We start from the raw sequence: 17,626 nt of genomic DNA, 5'->3' as shown, positions 1-17,626 counted from the left end.
CAATTTAACGATGGAGTGCCACCTGCCAAAGCAGAGAATCAACCTAATTTACTGTCCGGAATTAGTTGACCACTACACTTCCGTTTCTTTGAGAATGTGACTCACAACTAAGTCCAGCATAATAGCTTTCACCCACCCTCCTCAAATACAATCAATAATTACCCTTAATATAGAAGAGACTTTCGAAAGAAGAAATACACTGTTGCAGAGATGTATTTATTGTTTGAACGGGTCTCCCAACGGCACTTCAAGAATATTGGTGCCACCCACAGGTTGCCCCACCATTTCATCGTAAGCACTTTGGTGACACAAAACCATCTTCTCAACCTGCTTATTGGTAAAGATTTTCTGCAGGTCAAGTTTGTTATGACTGGTCACAAACACACCTTTTTGATCGGTAATATAGTGTTCTTCTCCTTCTGAAATAATAGACAGCTGATATAAGTTAGACTCCAGTGAATGAATACAGACTTTTTCAATTTCAGTTATTTTTGCTAGCTCGGATAAGGTCATTTCGCTACTCTCCTTCTAGGATACCTAATCTTCTACGCAAACTATTCGAAATTGGATGTTACCTGCCTCTATCATGATCCCATCAGACTTATTAAAAAAACTCGACCATAACTCTATTTACCAAGATGCTTTAGCGAAAATACACAAGCTCTTACCCACTCTTAAAAGCAGAGTTATCATTGGCATTGGTGGCATTCCTGGCTCTGGAAAGTCAACGTTAGCCGAATACATCTGCAATCGAATCAATCTGCAATACCCTAATCAAGTAGCCAGTGTCAGCATGGATGGTTTTCACTTAAGTAAAGCGCAACTTAGCGCTATGACTGATCCAGAAGCTGCGTTTGCACGACGAGGGGCGCCTTGGACGTTTGACAGTGAGAGTTTTGTAGAACATTTACGCCATTTCAAACAGTACCCTTCAAAGCCTCTTAGCTGGCCAAGTTTCGATCATGCTTACGGTGACCCCGTATTCAACGATGTAATAATCGCCCCTGATGTCAAGATACTCATTGTGGAAGGTTTGTATGTGTTGCACCAACAAGATGGCTTTGAAAAAGCGTCAGAATTTCTCGATTTTCGTTGGTTCATTCATTTAGAGCTAGAGCATGCTATGGCTCAATTAGCCCTCAGACATCAAAAAGCGTGGGGGATCAGTGCAGAAGAAGCAAAACATAGGATTCTAATCAACGATGCTCTCAATGCTCAAATCGCCGATCTAAGCCAACAACATGCCGATCATGTGTTGCATATTATTTGAACGATTTTGCCATTAATATCGCAACAAAATTACATGGAAACTCTTTGGTTATGGCGCTATGTTTTATGGACGCTCTAATAAATGGCGTTGTACGTCAGGGTTCATAGCCAACCAAATTATAACAAAAAGGAAACCATTTATGACCTCGTCTTTCCCATATAAGAAAACGCTGATTGCTTCTGCATTTGCGTTATCTGCCCTTCAATTGCACGCGGCAGGATTCCAACTCAACGCCCAATCTGCGACGGGTCTAGGCCGAGCTTATGCAGGTGACGCTGTCATTGGTGATAACGCAAGCATCATTTCAAGAAACCCTGCTGGCATGGCGTTGTTCGATTCGCCAGCGATGTCTATTGGTGTTGAAAGCATTACAACTGATATTGAAGCAAAAGATGCTACCTACACCAATAATCTAACGGCAAGCAATACCAGCGCAAGCACTGACGGTATTGGCGACACGTCAATCGCACCAAATTTTCATTATATCCGACCGGTCGACGACAAATTCGCTTGGGGTTTCAATGCTTATTCAAATTTCGGTACAAAAACCGAATTTAATAAAGACTACCAAGGATACGAGTACGGTGGAAAAACCGACGTCAAAAGTATCAACCTTGGACTGGTTGGTTCTTACCGCGTTAACAAACAGCTTGCCGTAGGCGCAGGAATTGATGCGGTGTACGGCGATGGCACATTTATCCGACCAGCTAATCCTGTTGTAGCAAGCCAATTCAACACTAATAATCTTTTGGAAATTGAAGCCGATGGTTGGGCTGTGGGATACAATCTTGGGTTATTATTTGAGGTCGATGACAATAATCGCTTTGGCTTAGACTACCATTACAGTCCAGATATTGATGCAGACGGTCAAGTCTATCGTTTTGGCGCCACGCCAACAAAGCAGTCGGACACAGTGGTCATGCCCTTACCTGATATTGCTGAATTTTCAGGTTATCACCGCTTGGCACCAGAATACGCGGTTCACTACAGTGTGCAATTTATTCGCTGGTCTGAATTTGATGTACTGGAAGCCAAACAAGCCGGTCTAATCAACAACTACCAATGGCAAGATGCGTGGCATTACTCCATTGGTGGTACTTATTACATGGATGACGCTTGGGAGTTGCGCGCAGGCTATATGTACGATACCAGCGCTCAAGCCGATATGCGTTCGCTTTCTGTTCCTGATTCCGATCGCCAATGGTTATCTGCTGGCTTTACCTACCGCCCAAGCCAAACCAGCAGCATCGACTTTGGTGCGACCTATCTCATAGGTGAAGACACAAACGTGCAAGAAAGCACTCAGCTATCCAGCATCCAAGGTACGACACACGCTGATGCCTTATTGCTAGGTTTACAATACAGCCGCTCTTTCTAGCGTTAGCCGGTAATTTTTAAACTCCCAAAGGCCCAGACTATTCTCTGGGCCTTTCAGTTAGGCCAACATAGACACTCATTTCTTTGCCACTCTACGGTTAAAACAGCTTCAGGGTGCTGCCAAAGATCTCCAATCGCAACCAACGTATCAGTTTGATAAATATAAGGTAGATGGTCGCGCCACCAGATTGGAATTCTTTGATCTTGTAGCCATTTTTTAAGTGAACGATGCTTGCCATTTGCCAGTAATAAACGCTCCCCTTCTGGACGAGATTTAAGCTCTACAGCTTCACTGCAACGAATACGATCAAACTCTCGTTCAAACCAAACGCGTTTTTTGAGCGCACCCAGTACAGGCAAACGCTCTTCAGGCAATACATGCAAATGCTCGTTATAACGCACAAGTCGATATCCTGAAGTTTGATACAAAGGCTGCTTACTTTGAGCGCCATAAAACATAGCAACAACAGCAGATAACTGAGCTTGCGTGAGCGAAATGTTCTGTTCTTTAAGGTAACCCGACAACCAAAAGGCTCTTTCATCAATCGGCAAAGAGGCTAAATTCAGCCCTCCAGTTTCATTAATATGTGCCTGGAGAGTGGTTCTGATTAAGCGCTCAATAACACGTCCTTCTGACTGCATAAATTCGGCACTTTTAGCCACTTGCGCCATAAGAGCCCCATCGTTTTCTTCCCAAGGTTCGATTACCTGATGACGAATAAAGTTTCGTCGAAATCGCACGTCAGCATTCGATTCATCTTCAATCCAATGAAGTGATTGCTGTTGAGCATATTCCGTTAATGCTTGTCGCGAGATCGTTAACAACGGACGCCAAAGTTGACCTAAACCGAGTGGACGCTGGGCAGGAATACCCTGAATGCCCCGCCAGCCAGTGCCTCGCTCTAAACGAAAGAGCAACGTCTCTGCTTGATCGTTCGCATGATGACCTTGCAGCAATACATCACCATTCTCTAAGTAGCGCTCAAACACCTCATAACGCTTACGCCGAGCTTGCTCTTCAAGTGATTGGTGAGCATCAAGTGTGACCCGCTCATTGAACAACGGAATCTGATAACCATCACATATCGTCTGACAATGCAGCGCCCAAGCATCTGCATTGTCACTCAAACCATGATGAATATGAATGGCAGACACACGTGATCGTAAATCAGAAGAAAGCTGCGTCATTACACAGTGAAGCAAAACATGGGAATCCATACCGCCGCTGTAAGCAATATAGATCTTTCCTTGCTCCCCTAACAATCTACGCAATGTTTCTGTCGATAATACAATCATGCTTTACCTAACAAACAGAAAAGGCGCCGAAGCGCCTTTAGTATGAACCATTTATCATGCTTATAGAGCAAACAAGTGGTGTTTCTTCTTACCTAATTTCACTAGGAAGTACTTACCGTAGTAACCGTTCTGCGCGGTAAAGATATCCGCCGCAGACATGTTGTCATCCATGCCTTTTGCTACACCATTTACAAATACAGAATTACGCTGCAGAGCATCTTTTACTTGTTTGCCACTCGCTGCTAAACCAGCATCCGCAAGCAGTGAGGTCATTGGCGTTTCCGCTAAATTGATACCTTCTAAAGAACTGCTTGGTAGACCATCCAATTGAATTTGCTCAAGGTCCTGTTCGCTTAGCTTGTCCGTTTCACCACTGAACAACGCTTGCGTAATACGCTCGGCGGCTGCCAAGCCTTCCTCACCATGCACTAAACGAGTTGCCTCGCGCGCTAGTACTGCTTGTGCTTGCGGCTTACCACCATTTTCTTGATCGGCCTTTTCAATCGCATCAATGTCTTCGATTGACATGAACGTGAAGTACTTCAAGAATTTGTATACATCCGCGTCAGCTGTACCCAACCAGAATTGATAGAACGAGTATTGGCTGGTCTTCTTAGGATCTAACCAAACCGCACCAGACTCTGTTTTACCAAATTTAGTACCATCTGATTTCGTTACCAAGGGAACTGTTAAACCAAATGTTTGCGATTGATTTTGACGACGAGACAGGTCAATCCCCCCAACGATATTGCCCCACTGATCGCTACCGCCTACCTGAAGCGTACAATCGTATAAGCGGTTCAATTCTGCGAAGTCCATGCCTTGCAACAATGCGTATGAAAACTCGGTAAAAGAAATCCCGGCACCTTCGCGGTTTAGACGTTGCTGAACAGACTCTTTGTTAATCATGGCATTGACAGAGAAATGCTTACCAATTTCGCGCAAGAAATCGATCACATTCATATTGCCAGTCCAATCTAGGTTGTTTACCACGCGGGCAGGGTTATCAACGCCCTCGAACGCAACAAACTGACTTACTTGGCCTTTAATTTTATCAGCCCAACTTGCCACGATATCAGACGTATTTAATGAACGCTCTGCGGCTTTAAAGCTTGGGTCACCAATCATACCAGTGGCACCACCAACAAGCGCAATTGGGTTATGTCCCGCATCTTGACAGCGTTTCAGTACCAACAAAGGCACTAAGTGGCCAAGGTGTAGGCTGTCTGCCGTTGGATCAAAGCCACAATACAAAGTACGACGACCGGATGACAAGTGAGCGCGCAGCTCTTCTTCAGCTGTCATTTGAGCGATAAGCCCACGAGCTTGTAAATCAGCTAATAGGTCGAGGTTTTGTTGTGTCATTGTTAGATCCAAATCCTAGTGTAGTGAAAATAATTAGCGTTCAATTATAGCCACTTAGTTGATAGGATTACATGGCTTTATGCTTAAAATTGGAACTCAATATTGGACAAATTATTGCTATCTAAGGGACTTTTCTGGACATCCTTAGTTTTACTGCTCATAGGGGGTGGTTTGCTACTATGGGACGGCTCCTCAGAGCCTATAACAAATACATCTAAGCAGAGTACTGTTCGGACAAGTGCGGGGCCGATTCCTGCTAAAGCAGACGTTCCTTCGCCAGAACATATCAAGCCGATACCACAAACACTTGAGTCTAAAACTGTGTTGCTACAAAACGGTGATTCACTGTCACGCACCCTAAACCGACTTGGCGTCAGTAATCGTCAAATTGCCCAGCTGCTGCAAGTAGATGAAAGCAATGTACTTAGCAACCTTCAACCTGGACAAAAACTCACCACCGACATTTTGGTTCCCAGTAATGATTTGAAAAATCTCACTCTTTCAGTGAACCGTGAACGCGCTCACGTCTTTAAACAAGTCGACAGTGTTTATCGCTACAAGGAGCAACTCACACCGATTGAGACAGTACTCGCTTACAAAGAAGTCACCATTCAAAACTCATTGTTTGTAGACGGTGCAACGGCAGGTATTTCAGATAAGTTATTGCTGCAAATCACCGGCATCTTTCGTTGGGACATCGATTTTGCCCTCGATATACGTCAAGGCGACCGCTTTGCCTTATTGTTTGAAGAGCGCTTTATTGATGGCGAAAAAATTGGCACAGGCAATATTATCGCTGCCCAATTTATTAATAATGGCCGTGTTTTTGAAGCACTGCGCTATCAGCTCGAACAACAAACGGACTACTTTACTCGCGACGGTTTATCTTTACGTAAAGCGTTCATCCGCTCACCTGTCGACTTCACTCGCGTATCCTCACAGTTTAACCCCCATCGACTGCACCCTATTTTTAAAACCAGCCGACCACATCAAGGAGTGGATTACGCCGCAGCGACCGGCACGCCAGTACAAAGTTCAGGGGATGGTAGTGTGGCATTTGTGGGGGAAATGAAAGGCTATGGCAATACGGTCATTATTGATCACGGTGCCGGCTACACCACCCTATACGCGCATTTAAATGGCTTCGCAGATCACGTAATAGCGGGCAGACAAGTGGCTCAAGGGGAGACTATCGCGTATGTAGGCCAAACTGGCTGGGCAACAGGCCCCCATCTGCATTATGAATTCCGCATTAATGGTACGCATCAAAACCCCGAAACCGTCGACATTCCTTATGATAGTCCTATGAGCAAATCCGAATTGATGGCTTTTTTACCTTATGCGCAGACATTGATGGAGAGACTAAAGCGCTCTCGCTCACAAGGCATGGCCAGTTATCTTGCAAGGCTATCGCGTAAAAATTGATACACTGCATTTTATAAAAAGTTAGACACAAAAAAGGCCGCGCAAGCGACCTTTTTAGCAGTTAGCGTTTTCTTTCTGATTAAAGAGCGCTTTCTACAAACTCTACAAGCTGAGACTTAGAAACTGCACCCACTTTCGTTGCAGCAACTTCGCCACCCTTGATAACAAGTAGTGTTGGAATACCACGTACATTGTATTTAGGCGCTGTTTCTGTGTTTTCGTCAACGTTGATTTTAACTACTTTCACACGACCAGCGTATTCTGCTGAAACGTCTTCAAGAACTGGCGCAATCATTTTACAAGGTCCACACCATGGCGCCCAAAAGTCCACAATAACAGGCAAGTCAGATTTTAGAACTTCTTCTTCAAACTGAGCATCAGTTACGTTGATAATATTTTCGCTCATCGCAAATTCCTTAAATTCGGTTATTCATTTATGGTGTAAGTGTAACACTATTCACGTCACGGCAAAATCAGAATACTTAACTAGAACGATAGCAAAATGCTATAAGGTCATGTTCTCAATTAGCGTAATCAACTCTGGTAGAGAATGCACTTCCGCATCCGGTACCACACTCCATTCAGCCTTCCAACGGCGCGCCCCGTGGCGGTTAAACCACACCGCACGCGCTCCTGCATTCACCGCGCCTTGAACATCGTCAACAGGGTGATCGCCCACATGGATAATGCGATCCATTGGTGTATCAGTACGTTCCGATAGACGTGCAAAAATCTCAGGATCTGGTTTCGCAATCCCCTCTTTGTCTGCACGAATAACCGTACTAAAATAATGCTCTAACGCGATATGAGGATGGTACACATCGGCATTACCATTGGTTAAGGCGGCCAGTTCGTACCGCTCTGCGAGCTTAGTTAACGTTGAATGGACATCTGGATACAAGTCAATACGCTGACGCCAATCATAAAACACATTGAAGGCTTGTTCTGCGCGTTGCTCAGCTTCTTCAGCAGGCAAGCCATAGCGCTGCAATGCCAAACGATATTGCGCTAAACGCACTTTTGTCACATCGTGTTTAATTTCTGGGTAAAGCTCATAAATCTCGTACTTAACAGGATCCATTGTAGGCGTATAAAAACGCTCAGCAAATCCTGGAAAGTTGCCATCAAACCATTTCTCCATCGCATGCTCTGCACGGACGAGTGTTGGATCGACGTCCCAAAGGGTGTTGTCTAAATCAAATGATATCAACGTTTTCATGGTAATAGCCTTAATAGCAGCGCACTCAATAGGTCAGAAAGGTAATCTAAAAACAAGGAGCCCTTCTCTTTATCGAAATGGTTCAATCGATTAGAACCAAGCGCCAATACGCCATGATAAACCACTTGCCCACCTTCAAATGACACTAAAGGCATGATGGCCGAAGACATCACCGAGTCACTTTGCGACTGAAATAAAAACTCAGACTCAACAACTGATAGTACGCCACAGTAGCAGCCTGACTGGGCCAACATTTCTTTTATAATTGGCTCTGCAGATTCCCAACTGGCCGTACGAACGGACGTATCTAATGGTTGCTCAGTAAACAGCACCATCGACATATAGTTGACCGCGAAGTCTTCACGCATCACCTCTTCGACAACCTCAGCAAAATCATCAAGCGAGTCACCACTTAGACATTTCAAGATCAGCCGACGACTTTTCTTCATGATGGCTTCGTTTTCACGAGCGATGCTCACTAAGCGTTCAAATTCACCACGGTATTCTGCGGTCGATTTACGCAATAACGAAACTTGGCGCTCCAATAACGAGATCGCACCACCATGTACCGGATGAGGAATGGTCAACTCTTCTAATAACTCAGGATTTCGCTCGAAAAAATCTGGCGTATCTTGTAAGTATTTAACTACGTCCTCTTCCGACATGAACCCTCTCTTATAGGTAAATTTGGCCTTCAAATACTTTTTGTGCAGGTCCAGTCATTTCAATAGAATGACCTGGTCCTCGCCAAGAAATACGCAAATCACCACCAGGTAAATGCACTAAAACATTGGAGGCAAGCCAACCTTGCTTAATTCCGGCCACAACGGCCGCACATGCGCCAGTTCCGCACGCTTGTGTTTCACCAACCCCACGTTCGTATACGCGCAAGTTAACTTCATCAGATGATAAGACCTGTAAAAAGCCAACATTTACATTGTTTGGAAAACGCTCATGATCTTCAATAATCGGACCCACGCGGTGCACAAGTTCATCCGTTAGTGCTTCTACACGAATCACTGCATGCGGGTTACCCACTGACACAGGCGTTAAATCGAAATGCTCACCTGCCACATCAATCACATAAACGTCAGCCAATTCATCTGCTACAAAAGGAAGGTCAGCAGGTATGAAACTAGGCTCTCCCATGTCCACACAGACTTGACCATCCTCTTGGATTTTCAACTGCATCTGACCACGCTTTGTTTCTACATCAATGACACGTTTATGAGTCAACTCACGATCCAGTACAAACTTTGCAAAACAACGAGCACCATTGCCACAATGCTCAACTTCCGAACCGTCACAATTATAAATACGGTAGCGAAAGTCCATATCCGGGTTGGAGGGAGGCTCAACAACCAACAGCTGATCAAAACCTATGCCACGGTTACGATCACCAAGGCGCTCGATCTGCGCCTTGTTGAAATACACTTTTCGAGACACGGCATCGACAACGACGAAGTCATTACCGAGGCCATGCATCTTAGTAAATTTTAGTAACACGTTACGCTCCTTAAGCAGGCAACAGTTGCTCACCGGCTAACTGGTGATCAATGTCTTCACGCTCACGGATTAAATATGTTTTATCACCGTCAACCATCACTTCCGCTGCGCGGCCACGACTGTTGTAGTTTGAAGCCATTGTGAAACCATAAGCTCCGGCTGAGCGAAGAGCTAGTAGATCACCCGGCTGAATGTCTAACTCACGATCTTTGCCTAGGAAGTCACCCGTTTCACAAATCGGACCAACTAGGTCATAGGTGCGTTTGCCTTCCGGTGTCGCACCTAAATTAACTGGGACGATGTCCATCCAAGCGCCATAAAGAGAGGGACGAATCATATCGTTCATCGCACCGTCGATAATGGCAAAGTTTTTATGCGCGGTGCATTTTAGGAACTCAACTTTCGTCATCATAATGCCGGCGTTCGCAGCAATTGAGCGACCTGGTTCAAAAGCCAGTGATAGATCACGACCTTTTACCTTGGCCAGTAATTGATCTGCATAATCTTTCGGCTCTGGTGGCACTTCATCACGGTAGCGCACCCCTAAACCACCACCTAAATCAAGATGTTTAATGGTAATACCTTGTTCAGCTAACTGATCAATCAGACCAATCAAGCGATCAAATGTGTCCATAAATGGCTGAAGCTCAGTTAGCTGAGAACCAATGTGACAATCTACCCCCATCACATTTAGGTTCTCTAACGAATGCGCCACGCTGTAAATACGCACGGCATCTTGAATATCGATACCAAATTTATTGTCTTTCAAGCCCGTTGAAATGTAAGGATGTGTTTTAGCATCTACATCAGGATTTACACGCAATGAAACTGGCGCCACAACCCCCATTTCGCTCGCCACAGTGTTTAGGCGATAAAGTTCTGACTCAGACTCAACGTTAAAGCAGTGAATACCAATTTCTAATGCACGACGCATTTCATGCGCTTGCTTCGCCACACCAGAGAACATCACTTTGCTCGGATCGCCGCCTGCACGCAAAACGCGTTCTAGCTCGCCGATGGAGACAATATCAAAACCTGAACCAAGACGCGCCAGCACATTCAAAATTGCAATATTGGAACACGCTTTCACGGCATAGCAAATCAACGTTGGGTGTGACGCAAAGGCATCCGCATACGCTTTGTAATGGCGCTCGAACGTGGCACGCGAATATACGTAAGTTGGAGTACCGAATTGATTTGCGATATCCGTTAATGAAACATCTTCAGCGTGAAGCTGCTGACCAGAGTAATTAAAAAAGTCCAAGGGAACACCTCAATGATCGGAGGAAGTAGACACTGCGTCCGCTGGCAAAGATTGCTGCGGTAAATACAAGGCACCTTTATTTCCACAACCCGATAGAACTAAGGTCATGAGCAACAAAAAAATAGGCTTAGGCACAGTGATAACCATCCATTAATATAATTTGTTGACAGTATACTGATCCCCTATTTTATTCCCACCCCCACTCACTATTTTGATTGAAAATCTTTACGCGGTTTGCCTGTTTAAAGCCATGTGATTTGCTATAGTGAGCGCTTGATACGCGCGGTTTTGTACGCAAAAGAATTAGAATCAAGATACGGATGCTCGAATGAAACGCTTGCTTAAACCATGGGTGGTTGCTTTGCTTGCAGCACTAGGTCTGCATGCCACTCTATTTGTATGGTTTAAAGATCGTCACTGGGGCGCTGAAACGTCGGAACCAACTCATTTGCAGGTTTCAATATTAGCCGCTGAGGAGTCGGCACAACTCACGCCTGAATCTGAATCTGAATCTGAATCTGAATCTGAATCTGAATCTGAATCAACTACAATCAAACAAGACCCAATAGAACCAAGTCAAATCACCGAACCGCCTTCACAGACTGAGCCACTCAAAGCGCCAGCAGCAGAAGCAGCTCGTGTACCCATGCCGACGGCACAACCCCGTTTCACATTGAGTGACATCGTCGATGCGACCGAAGCGGTAACCTCCTCTCCTGACTGGAAAGCCAACAGCTTGCTCGATATTGAAGGAGTCAGCGCCAAAAAACCGACTTTAGACCCGACTAAAGATGCTTTTTCACCAAAATTTCGACAAGCGCTCTACAAAGCAAAAAATATTCAAAATGAATATGAGAAAGGTATTATTGAAGAACAGAAGTATCCCATTACAGAAGATGCTGACGGTACTCGCTATGTCAATATCAAAGGGTTATGTTGGAAGCTACCCGAGCCAGGCAGCACTGAAGAGTGGCAGGTAGTTCTGTCTGGTTGCTCGGGGCAAAAAGACATGTTCAGGTTTGAACTGAATATCACGATGGATATATTACGGACGGCTCCTTTTCAAGACCTCCCGTTTGGCAATAATTAAAAAACCCCGCTTAATGCGAGGTTTTTAGAGTATTGCAGAGGAAACGTCGTTTTATTAACGTTGTGCTAATTCTGCCTTAGCACGTTCAATCGCAGATTTCACCTGAGCTGGCGCTGTACCTCCAATGTGATCTCGTGCCGCTACCGAACCTTCAAGCGTTAATACTTCGAACACATCCTGTTCAATCATGTCGCCGAAACCTTGTAGCTCCACTAACGTCATTTCAGATAAATCGCGACTTTCTTGCACACCAAACCCAACTGCTTTACCGACGATTTCGTGAGCATCACGGAACGCCACGCCTTTACGCACTAGGTAGTCAGCAAGGTCTGTCGCAGTACTGAATCCACGGCGCGCCGCTTCATACATGTGCTCGTTACGCGCTTCGATCGCTGGAATCATATCTGCAAACGCACGCAGTGAACCACGTAATGTATCTACTGTATCAAATAACGGTTCTTTGTCTTCTTGGTTATCTTTGTTGTACGCCAAACACTGGGATTTCATCAATGTTAATAGACCCATTAAGTGGCCATAAACACGACCTGTTTTACCACGCACAAGCTCAGGTACATCTGGGTTTTTCTTCTGCGGCATGATAGATGAGCCAGTACAGAAGCGATCAGGAAGGAAAATAAAGTTAAATTGAGCCGAGGCCCACATAACCAATTCTTCAGCCCAACGAGATAAATGCATCATGGTAATCGAAGCTGCAGCCGTGAATTCAATTGCAAAGTCACGATCACTTACCGAATCTAATGAGTTGTATGTAGGACGTTCAAATCCTAGCAAGTCTGCTGTCATAAAGCGGTCGATTGGGTAAGTCGTCCCAGCCAATGCTGCGGCACCTAGTGGCAAGATATTAACGCGTTTACGGCAATCAAGTAGGCGCTCGTAATCACGTTGTGCCATTTCATACCACGCCATCAAGTGATGGCCAAATGTCACTGGCTGAGCCGTTTGTAAATGCGTAAAGCCAGGCATAATTGTGTCTGTATTTCGTTCTGCAAGAGATAAAATACCTTGCAGCAAACGTGTTACTTCTTCGAGCAAAAAGTCGATTTCATCGCGCATGTAGAGGCGAATGTCGGTCGCTACTTGATCATTACGTGAACGACCTGTGTGCAATTTCTTACCCGTAATACCGATTTTCTGTGTTAAACGAGCTTCGATGTTCATATGAACATCTTCTAATTCTATAGACCACTCAAACTCACCACGAGCAATCTCTTGCTCAATTTCCGTTAAGCCTTGGATAATTTGGTCGCGTTCAGCCTCTGTTAACACACCGACTTTTGCCAACATCGTTGCATGTGCAATCGAACCACGAATGTCTTGTCCCGCCATACGCTGGTCAAACTCAACCGATGCGGTAAAACGAGCGACAAACGCATCAACAGGTTCAGAGAAGCGACCACCCCATTGCTGGTTAGTGGTTTTGTTTGTATCAGTCATTTATTCATTTCCCAGTCTGAGATCAATGTTGCGGCAAGATTACCTGATGACGCGCCCTTTATAAAGGGCTGCGGGATGACGACCAACAGGCAAGCGAGTATGATATAGCGAAATTTTATCGTTATTTTCGTACTCGATGTCGACTCTAGGAGAGAATGTGAGAAATAAAATCGTCATTGCAACCCGTGAAAGCCAACTGGCCCTTTGGCAAGCAAACAACGTAAAAGCTTCTTTGGAGGCTCTCTACCCTGAGATCAATGTCGAATTGATGGGCATGACCACTAAAGGCGACCAGATCCTAGACTCGCCGCTCTCAAAAATTGGCGGCAAAGGTTTATTCGTTAAAGAATTAGAAAAAGCCCTTCTCGATGGTGAAGCAGACATTGCAGTACACTCTATGAAAGACGTGCCAATGGAATTTCCTGAAGGCCTAGGCCTAAGCGTTATTTGTGAACGTGAAGACCCGACCGATGCGTTTGTCTCCAACACATATGACTGCATCGACGATCTACCAGAAGGTGCAATTGTCGGCACCTCTAGCTTGCGACGCGCGAGCCAACTGCAAATGCACCGTCCTGATATCGAAATAAAAAACCTGCGTGGCAATGTCAATACGCGTCTACGTAAACTGGACAATGGCGAATACGATGCCATTATTTTGGCTACAGCAGGCCTAGTCCGCTTGGAAATGGCAGACCGTATCAAAACACGAATCAGTGACACGTTTTCTTTACCAGCGGGTGGTCAAGGTGCAATGGGAATAGAGTGTCGCACCAACGACGAAGAACTGATCAAATTACTTGCACCCTTACAACACCAAGAAACAGCCTACCGTGTAACCGCCGAGCGTGCCGTAAATAAGCGCCTGAACGGTGGCTGCCAAGCTCCGATTGCTTGTTTCGCCGTCTTTGAAGGTGAAGAACTTTATGTACGCGCTTTAGTCGGCAGCACCGATGGTAAACGTATGGTACGCAGTCAGATTCGCGGCACCAAAGAACATGCCGAATCATTAGGTATCCAGTTAGCCGATGAACTGCTTGGGAAAGGCGCTCAGGCGCTATTGGATGAAGTGTACCAAGACTAATTCGTAACCTGATTGGGAAATCACCCACCATGCAAGGCTTAAAAGTTTTGGTCACTCGACCTGAACCCGAGAACGGTTTGACCTGCCAAGCGCTTACTGCGCTTGGCGCCACCCCTATATCACTTCCAATGCTAGATATACAGGAAACAACAGATCCCACCGCCCGCGCAGCACTGCGCACTCAACTCTATAACCTTGATCTTTATCGCTTCGTGATTTTTGTTAGCAAAAATGCGGCGCGAATTGGGTCTGAATTGATTGACGAATGCTGGCCAATGTTACCTGTTAACATTAATTGGTTGGGAATTGGGCAAGGTACAACACAAACGCTGCAAGAATTACACATACCCGCCTTAAGCAACCCAGGAAACAACACTGAAACCATGCTGGATTGGTTGAAGCCAGTCAAAATGCGCGGTGAAAAAGTGCTGATTGTTAGAGGCTGTGGCGGTCGACCGGATTTGGCAAAAGCGCTAGAAGAACGTGGTGCAATTGTCGACCACTTAGAGCTCTATAAGCGACATATGCCACAATATACGGCACAAACTTTTTTATTCTTAGATCATCCTGACGTAATATGGGCTACTAGTGGAGAAAGTGTGGCCAATCTGACAACTTACGTTGAGCAATTTGCCCCAAACCTCAAAGACACTGTCTTATTTGTTCCAAGTGAAAGAGTGGCGCAACAAGCAAAGTCCCTTCATTGGAATCAGGTAATCTGTGCACATGGCGCTGACGATCAACGTTTAATCTCAGCCACACAGCAGCATTTAGGACGACAACATGACTGATAAAAACGACAAGGCTTTAACCGAGAACACGGAAAACAGCGTAGACTCTACGTCCTTAGAGTCCTCTCGCGAGAGCAATTCCGCTCCCTCTAGTGATGCTCACAACGTCACCAGCACTCACGATGCCTCTAAAAGCAATAAAGCTTTACCCGCCATTGCACTGCTCGCTGGCGTCGCCGCGCTAGGTTTAAGTGGCTGGCAGTTTTATCAGAGCCAATATATGAACTCTGATAACCAAGCCTTAGCGGATGCCCAAAATAAAGTGGTTGCACTTGAACAACAAGTGAATCGCCTTAACCGCCGAGTTGAAAGTAATACCTCCCTTACGACTCGTATTGGCGACTTTGATGAAGCGCTAGCTAACATACAAGCGCAATCTAATAGTGTGAAAACACAGACAGAACAAGCCTTAGTTGATCTTTCAAGCAAGATCAACAAGCTAAGCAGTGCGGATAAAAACGACTGGTTGCTGGCCGAAGCAGAATATTTAATCCGCCTTGCAAATCAACGCCTACTACTTGATAAAGATACCAAGGGCACAATTTCTCTATTAAGCAGCGCTGACACCATTCTTGCGGACCTAGAAGATCCCTTGATGTTTGTCACGCGCAAAGCCATCGCCCAAGACTTACAAGCGTTGAAGTCTATAGCTTCATTTGATCTTGAAGGTCGCTATTTGCAACTTTCTGCACTGTACGACCAGGTTGCCAAACTACCGCAGCGTGAACCATCCAAATCATGGCAAGAGCAACAAACTGAGGCTAACTCTCAGACTACTGAAGTAACAACATCATCCGCGATCAAGCAATTGTTTGCAGAAGCTTGGCAAGGCCTGAAGTCTTTGGTCGTTATTAATTACAACCAAAAGCCCATCAAACCACTTTTACCACCAGCAGAATATCAAGAGCTAGTCACAGGCATTCAGCTACAGCTTGATGTTGCACAAGTCGCACTTCTAAAAGGCGAGCCAGCGATCTACGAGAAGTCATTAAGCCGTGTTGCTATAGCTGTCAATCAACATTTTGACACGTCATCTCAAGCAACAATTGCCTTTATGACAACACTCACATCATTACAACAAGTAAACCCGAACCCTGATGTTCCACTTCCTCGCGCTTCACTTCAGGCAATGAAAAACTTGATGAAGAACTGGAAAGCCAGTGCCATACAGACGCAAGAAGACACTTCCGCAGTCACTAATGAGGAGCAAGCTTTATGAGAAAAATTCTCTTATCTCTCATTATTGTCCTACTAATTGGGGGTGCTATTGGCCTAATTATGAAGCAAGACCCTGGCTACGTAATGATTTCTTTCAAAAGCGTAACGCTAGAAATGAGCCTATGGGTGATGCTGACACTTGTCATAATAGGCTATGTAGCAGCGGTTATGCTGTTTAAGCTCATTTGGGTACTGCTTCACCCGAACTCATCTTTATCCAAATTAACAGGTACGCTTTCCCATAAGCGTGCTTTGAAATCTACCATTAAAGGGATGCTTGAGTTAGCTGGTGGCAATTGGGGAAAAGCTGAGAAACTGCTTACAACATCTGCTAACAAAGTATCTTACCCGTTACTGAACTACATTGGTGCGGCTTACGCTGCCAGCGAACAAGAAGAGCATGAGCGCTCAAAAGAACTACTGCGTAAAGCACACCAAGCATCACCTGATGCTGAGTTCGCCATCAGCTTTGTACAAAGTCAACTTCAGCTTAAACAAGGCCATTATGAAAGTGCCCTAGCTTCCTTAAAACGCCTACACAGCATGAAGCCAAAACACCGCCAAACCCTTAAAATGTTGGTAACTACGCATACTCAGTTAAAAGACTGGGAAGCTTTACAAGAGTTAACTCCGACACTTAAGAAACAAGGAATTTTTGACGACCATAACCTACTAGAGCTTGAGAAAAACGCATTTCTAGCACTTTTAGAAAAACTGCATTTCCGAGCAAAGACAGGCGAAAGTAAAGAAGTCCTTTTGAATGAACTTCAAGGCATTTGGAAAAAACTGGATGCCTTAGCTAAAGATGATGAAATGCAGGTGCTGTATGCCAGCACATTAATCGAGTTCGGCAGCGAAGAAAAGGCAGAAGCCTTCATTCGCTCGTCGCTAAATGATCAGTGGTCTGATGCACTTGCAGGTGTATACGGTCAGTTAACAGATGTCTCTATGAAGAAATCGCTGAGCAATGCTGAGACGTGGATTCGCCGACATCCTGAAAGCGCCCCACTTTACTTAGCAGCTGGACGAATTTGTCAGCGCTTACAATTGTGGGGAAAGGCCCGCGATTACTATGAAAAAGCATTGCATGCAGACGCCTCTTCAGAAGCCATTGTTGAGCTCAGCATGCTTTTACAAGCCATGGGCGATATTGATGTAGCACAAGAGCTTATCGTCAAGCGCATTCATAATGACAGCCTATCTATGAAAGCGTTACCGCTTCCTCACTAAACCAAAAATGCCGAGCAGCAATGCTCGGCATTTTAT

18 protein-coding genes are annotated in these 17,626 nt (G+C 45.2%); 8 read left to right on the top strand and 10 right to left on the bottom strand.

Translation table 11 applies throughout. The features are described 5' to 3' along the window. Positions 1 to 216: 216 nt before the first annotated feature. Positions 217 to 513, bottom strand: coding sequence for a DUF6482 family protein (locus AYW76_RS17600; protein WP_067030536.1), 297 nt, complete (start codon positions 511 to 513; stop codon positions 217 to 219). Positions 514 to 568: 55 nt separating this feature from the next. Between AYW76_RS17600 and AYW76_RS17595 the strand changes: the two genes are divergently transcribed. Together AYW76_RS17595 and AYW76_RS17590 are read left to right on the top strand one after the other, a co-directional pair. Further along, the gene (locus AYW76_RS17595) at positions 569 to 1,270 is read left to right on the top strand and encodes a nucleoside/nucleotide kinase family protein (RefSeq protein ID WP_082866299.1); all 702 of its coding nucleotides are present in this window, start codon (positions 569 to 571) and stop codon (positions 1,268 to 1,270) included. Positions 1,271 to 1,409: 139 nt separating this feature from the next. After that, on the top strand, positions 1,410 to 2,648 hold the full coding sequence (locus tag AYW76_RS17590; RefSeq protein ID WP_067223644.1) for an outer membrane protein transport protein: 1,239 nt from the start codon (positions 1,410 to 1,412) through the stop codon (positions 2,646 to 2,648). Positions 2,649 to 2,701: 53 nt separating this feature from the next. On the opposite strand, the gene tilS is transcribed toward AYW76_RS17590, so the two are convergent. Together tilS and tyrS are read right to left on the bottom strand one after the other, a co-directional pair. Beyond that, positions 2,702 to 3,943, bottom strand: coding sequence for a tRNA lysidine(34) synthetase TilS (gene tilS, locus AYW76_RS17585; RefSeq protein WP_067223641.1), 1,242 nt, complete (start codon positions 3,941 to 3,943; stop codon positions 2,702 to 2,704). 60 nt (positions 3,944 to 4,003) lie between these two features. Continuing rightward, the gene (gene tyrS / locus AYW76_RS17580) at positions 4,004 to 5,308 is read right to left on the bottom strand and encodes a tyrosine--tRNA ligase (RefSeq protein ID WP_067030545.1); all 1,305 of its coding nucleotides are present in this window, start codon (positions 5,306 to 5,308) and stop codon (positions 4,004 to 4,006) included. Between the two features lie 171 nt (positions 5,309 to 5,479). Between tyrS and AYW76_RS17575 the strand changes: the two genes are divergently transcribed. Continuing rightward, entirely contained in the window at positions 5,480 to 6,733 is a 1,254-nt protein-coding gene (locus AYW76_RS17575) for a M23 family metallopeptidase (RefSeq protein ID WP_067223639.1), read from the top strand. Positions 6,734 to 6,812: 79 nt separating this feature from the next. Here the strand turns inward: AYW76_RS17575 and trxA are convergent, their stop codons facing one another. From trxA to lptM, 6 genes are all read right to left on the bottom strand, one after another. Beyond that, positions 6,813 to 7,139: a thioredoxin TrxA gene (gene trxA, locus AYW76_RS17570; protein WP_067223636.1), complete on the bottom strand. Its 327-nt coding sequence runs from the start codon at positions 7,137 to 7,139 to the stop codon at positions 6,813 to 6,815. A gap of 99 nt (positions 7,140 to 7,238) precedes the next feature. After that, positions 7,239 to 7,952 carry an HAD family hydrolase gene (locus AYW76_RS17565; RefSeq protein ID WP_067223633.1) on the bottom strand — a complete coding sequence of 238 codons (714 nt, stop codon included), beginning with the start codon at positions 7,950 to 7,952 and terminating at the stop codon, positions 7,239 to 7,241. Further along, positions 7,949 to 8,617, bottom strand: coding sequence for a DUF484 family protein (locus AYW76_RS17560; RefSeq protein WP_067223630.1), 669 nt, complete (start codon positions 8,615 to 8,617; stop codon positions 7,949 to 7,951). The genes AYW76_RS17565 and AYW76_RS17560 overlap by 4 nt, the downstream gene beginning before the upstream one ends. A gap of 10 nt (positions 8,618 to 8,627) precedes the next feature. Continuing rightward, on the bottom strand, positions 8,628 to 9,458 hold the full coding sequence (gene dapF / locus AYW76_RS17555; RefSeq protein WP_067102102.1) for a diaminopimelate epimerase: 831 nt from the start codon (positions 9,456 to 9,458) through the stop codon (positions 8,628 to 8,630). Between the two features lie 10 nt (positions 9,459 to 9,468). Continuing rightward, positions 9,469 to 10,722 (bottom strand): diaminopimelate decarboxylase, encoded by a 1,254-nt coding sequence (lysA, locus tag AYW76_RS17550; RefSeq protein ID WP_067102099.1) that lies wholly within the window; start codon positions 10,720 to 10,722, stop codon positions 9,469 to 9,471. A 9-nt stretch (positions 10,723 to 10,731) separates the two neighbouring features. Further along, positions 10,732 to 10,869, bottom strand: a complete 138-nt coding sequence (gene lptM / locus AYW76_RS19000; RefSeq protein ID WP_082856578.1) for an LPS translocon maturation chaperone LptM — start codon at positions 10,867 to 10,869, stop codon at positions 10,732 to 10,734. 181 nt (positions 10,870 to 11,050) lie between these two features. Here lptM and AYW76_RS17545 point away from each other — a divergent pair, with 181 nt between their 5' ends. Then, positions 11,051 to 11,812, top strand: coding sequence for a hypothetical protein (locus AYW76_RS17545; RefSeq protein WP_067223626.1), 762 nt, complete (start codon positions 11,051 to 11,053; stop codon positions 11,810 to 11,812). Between the two features lie 54 nt (positions 11,813 to 11,866). On the opposite strand, the gene argH is transcribed toward AYW76_RS17545, so the two are convergent. Continuing rightward, positions 11,867 to 13,267, bottom strand: a complete 1,401-nt coding sequence (gene argH / locus AYW76_RS17540) for an argininosuccinate lyase (protein ID WP_067223624.1) — start codon at positions 13,265 to 13,267, stop codon at positions 11,867 to 11,869. 157 nt (positions 13,268 to 13,424) lie between these two features. Between argH and hemC the strand changes: the two genes are divergently transcribed. From hemC to AYW76_RS17520, 4 genes are read left to right on the top strand one after another with little or no spacing between them, the layout of a single operon-like run. Next, positions 13,425 to 14,351: a hydroxymethylbilane synthase gene (gene hemC / locus AYW76_RS17535; protein ID WP_082866297.1), complete on the top strand. Its 927-nt coding sequence runs from the start codon at positions 13,425 to 13,427 to the stop codon at positions 14,349 to 14,351. A gap of 29 nt (positions 14,352 to 14,380) precedes the next feature. Further along, on the top strand, positions 14,381 to 15,142 hold the full coding sequence (locus AYW76_RS17530) for a uroporphyrinogen-III synthase (protein WP_067223619.1): 762 nt from the start codon (positions 14,381 to 14,383) through the stop codon (positions 15,140 to 15,142). Then, on the top strand, positions 15,135 to 16,361 hold the full coding sequence (locus AYW76_RS17525; RefSeq protein ID WP_067223616.1) for a uroporphyrinogen-III C-methyltransferase: 1,227 nt from the start codon (positions 15,135 to 15,137) through the stop codon (positions 16,359 to 16,361). The genes AYW76_RS17530 and AYW76_RS17525 overlap by 8 nt, the downstream gene beginning before the upstream one ends. Beyond that, the gene (locus tag AYW76_RS17520) at positions 16,358 to 17,590 is read left to right on the top strand and encodes a heme biosynthesis HemY N-terminal domain-containing protein (RefSeq protein WP_067102084.1); all 1,233 of its coding nucleotides are present in this window, start codon (positions 16,358 to 16,360) and stop codon (positions 17,588 to 17,590) included. The genes AYW76_RS17525 and AYW76_RS17520 overlap by 4 nt, the downstream gene beginning before the upstream one ends. The last annotated feature ends 36 nt before the right edge of the window (positions 17,591 to 17,626 follow it).

Origin of the sequence: Marinomonas gallaica, assembly GCF_001639745.1 — a bacterium.
In the GTDB taxonomy this organism is placed as follows: domain Bacteria; phylum Pseudomonadota; class Gammaproteobacteria; order Pseudomonadales; family Marinomonadaceae; genus Marinomonas; species Marinomonas gallaica.
The sequence above is the reverse complement of the archived record's forward strand: the minus strand, read 5'-3'. Positions and strand labels throughout refer to the sequence as shown.

Bases quoted from the DNA above. Each gene is read 5' to 3' on its own strand.
- AYW76_RS17600 (WP_067030536.1), bottom strand. From the start codon at position 513: ATGACCTTATCCGAGCTAGCAAAAATAACTGAAATTGAAAAAGTCTGT.
- AYW76_RS17595 (WP_082866299.1), top strand. From the start codon at position 569: ATGTTACCTGCCTCTATCATGATCCCATCAGACTTATTAAAAAAACTC.
- AYW76_RS17590 (WP_067223644.1), top strand. From the start codon at position 1,410: ATGACCTCGTCTTTCCCATATAAGAAAACGCTGATTGCTTCTGCATTT.
- tilS (WP_067223641.1), bottom strand. From the start codon at position 3,943: ATGATTGTATTATCGACAGAAACATTGCGTAGATTGTTAGGGGAGCAA.
- tyrS (WP_067030545.1), bottom strand. From the start codon at position 5,308: ATGACACAACAAAACCTCGACCTATTAGCTGATTTACAAGCTCGTGGG.
- trxA (WP_067223636.1), bottom strand. From the start codon at position 7,139: ATGAGCGAAAATATTATCAACGTAACTGATGCTCAGTTTGAAGAAGAA.
- AYW76_RS17565 (WP_067223633.1), bottom strand. From the start codon at position 7,952: ATGAAAACGTTGATATCATTTGATTTAGACAACACCCTTTGGGACGTC.
- AYW76_RS17560 (WP_067223630.1), bottom strand. From the start codon at position 8,617: ATGTCGGAAGAGGACGTAGTTAAATACTTACAAGATACGCCAGATTTT.
- lptM (WP_082856578.1), bottom strand. From the start codon at position 10,869: ATGGTTATCACTGTGCCTAAGCCTATTTTTTTGTTGCTCATGACCTTA.
- AYW76_RS17545 (WP_067223626.1), top strand. From the start codon at position 11,051: ATGAAACGCTTGCTTAAACCATGGGTGGTTGCTTTGCTTGCAGCACTA.
- argH (WP_067223624.1), bottom strand. From the start codon at position 13,267: ATGACTGATACAAACAAAACCACTAACCAGCAATGGGGTGGTCGCTTC.
- AYW76_RS17530 (WP_067223619.1), top strand. From the start codon at position 14,381: ATGCAAGGCTTAAAAGTTTTGGTCACTCGACCTGAACCCGAGAACGGT.
- AYW76_RS17525 (WP_067223616.1), top strand. From the start codon at position 15,135: ATGACTGATAAAAACGACAAGGCTTTAACCGAGAACACGGAAAACAGC.
- AYW76_RS17520 (WP_067102084.1), top strand. From the start codon at position 16,358: ATGAGAAAAATTCTCTTATCTCTCATTATTGTCCTACTAATTGGGGGT.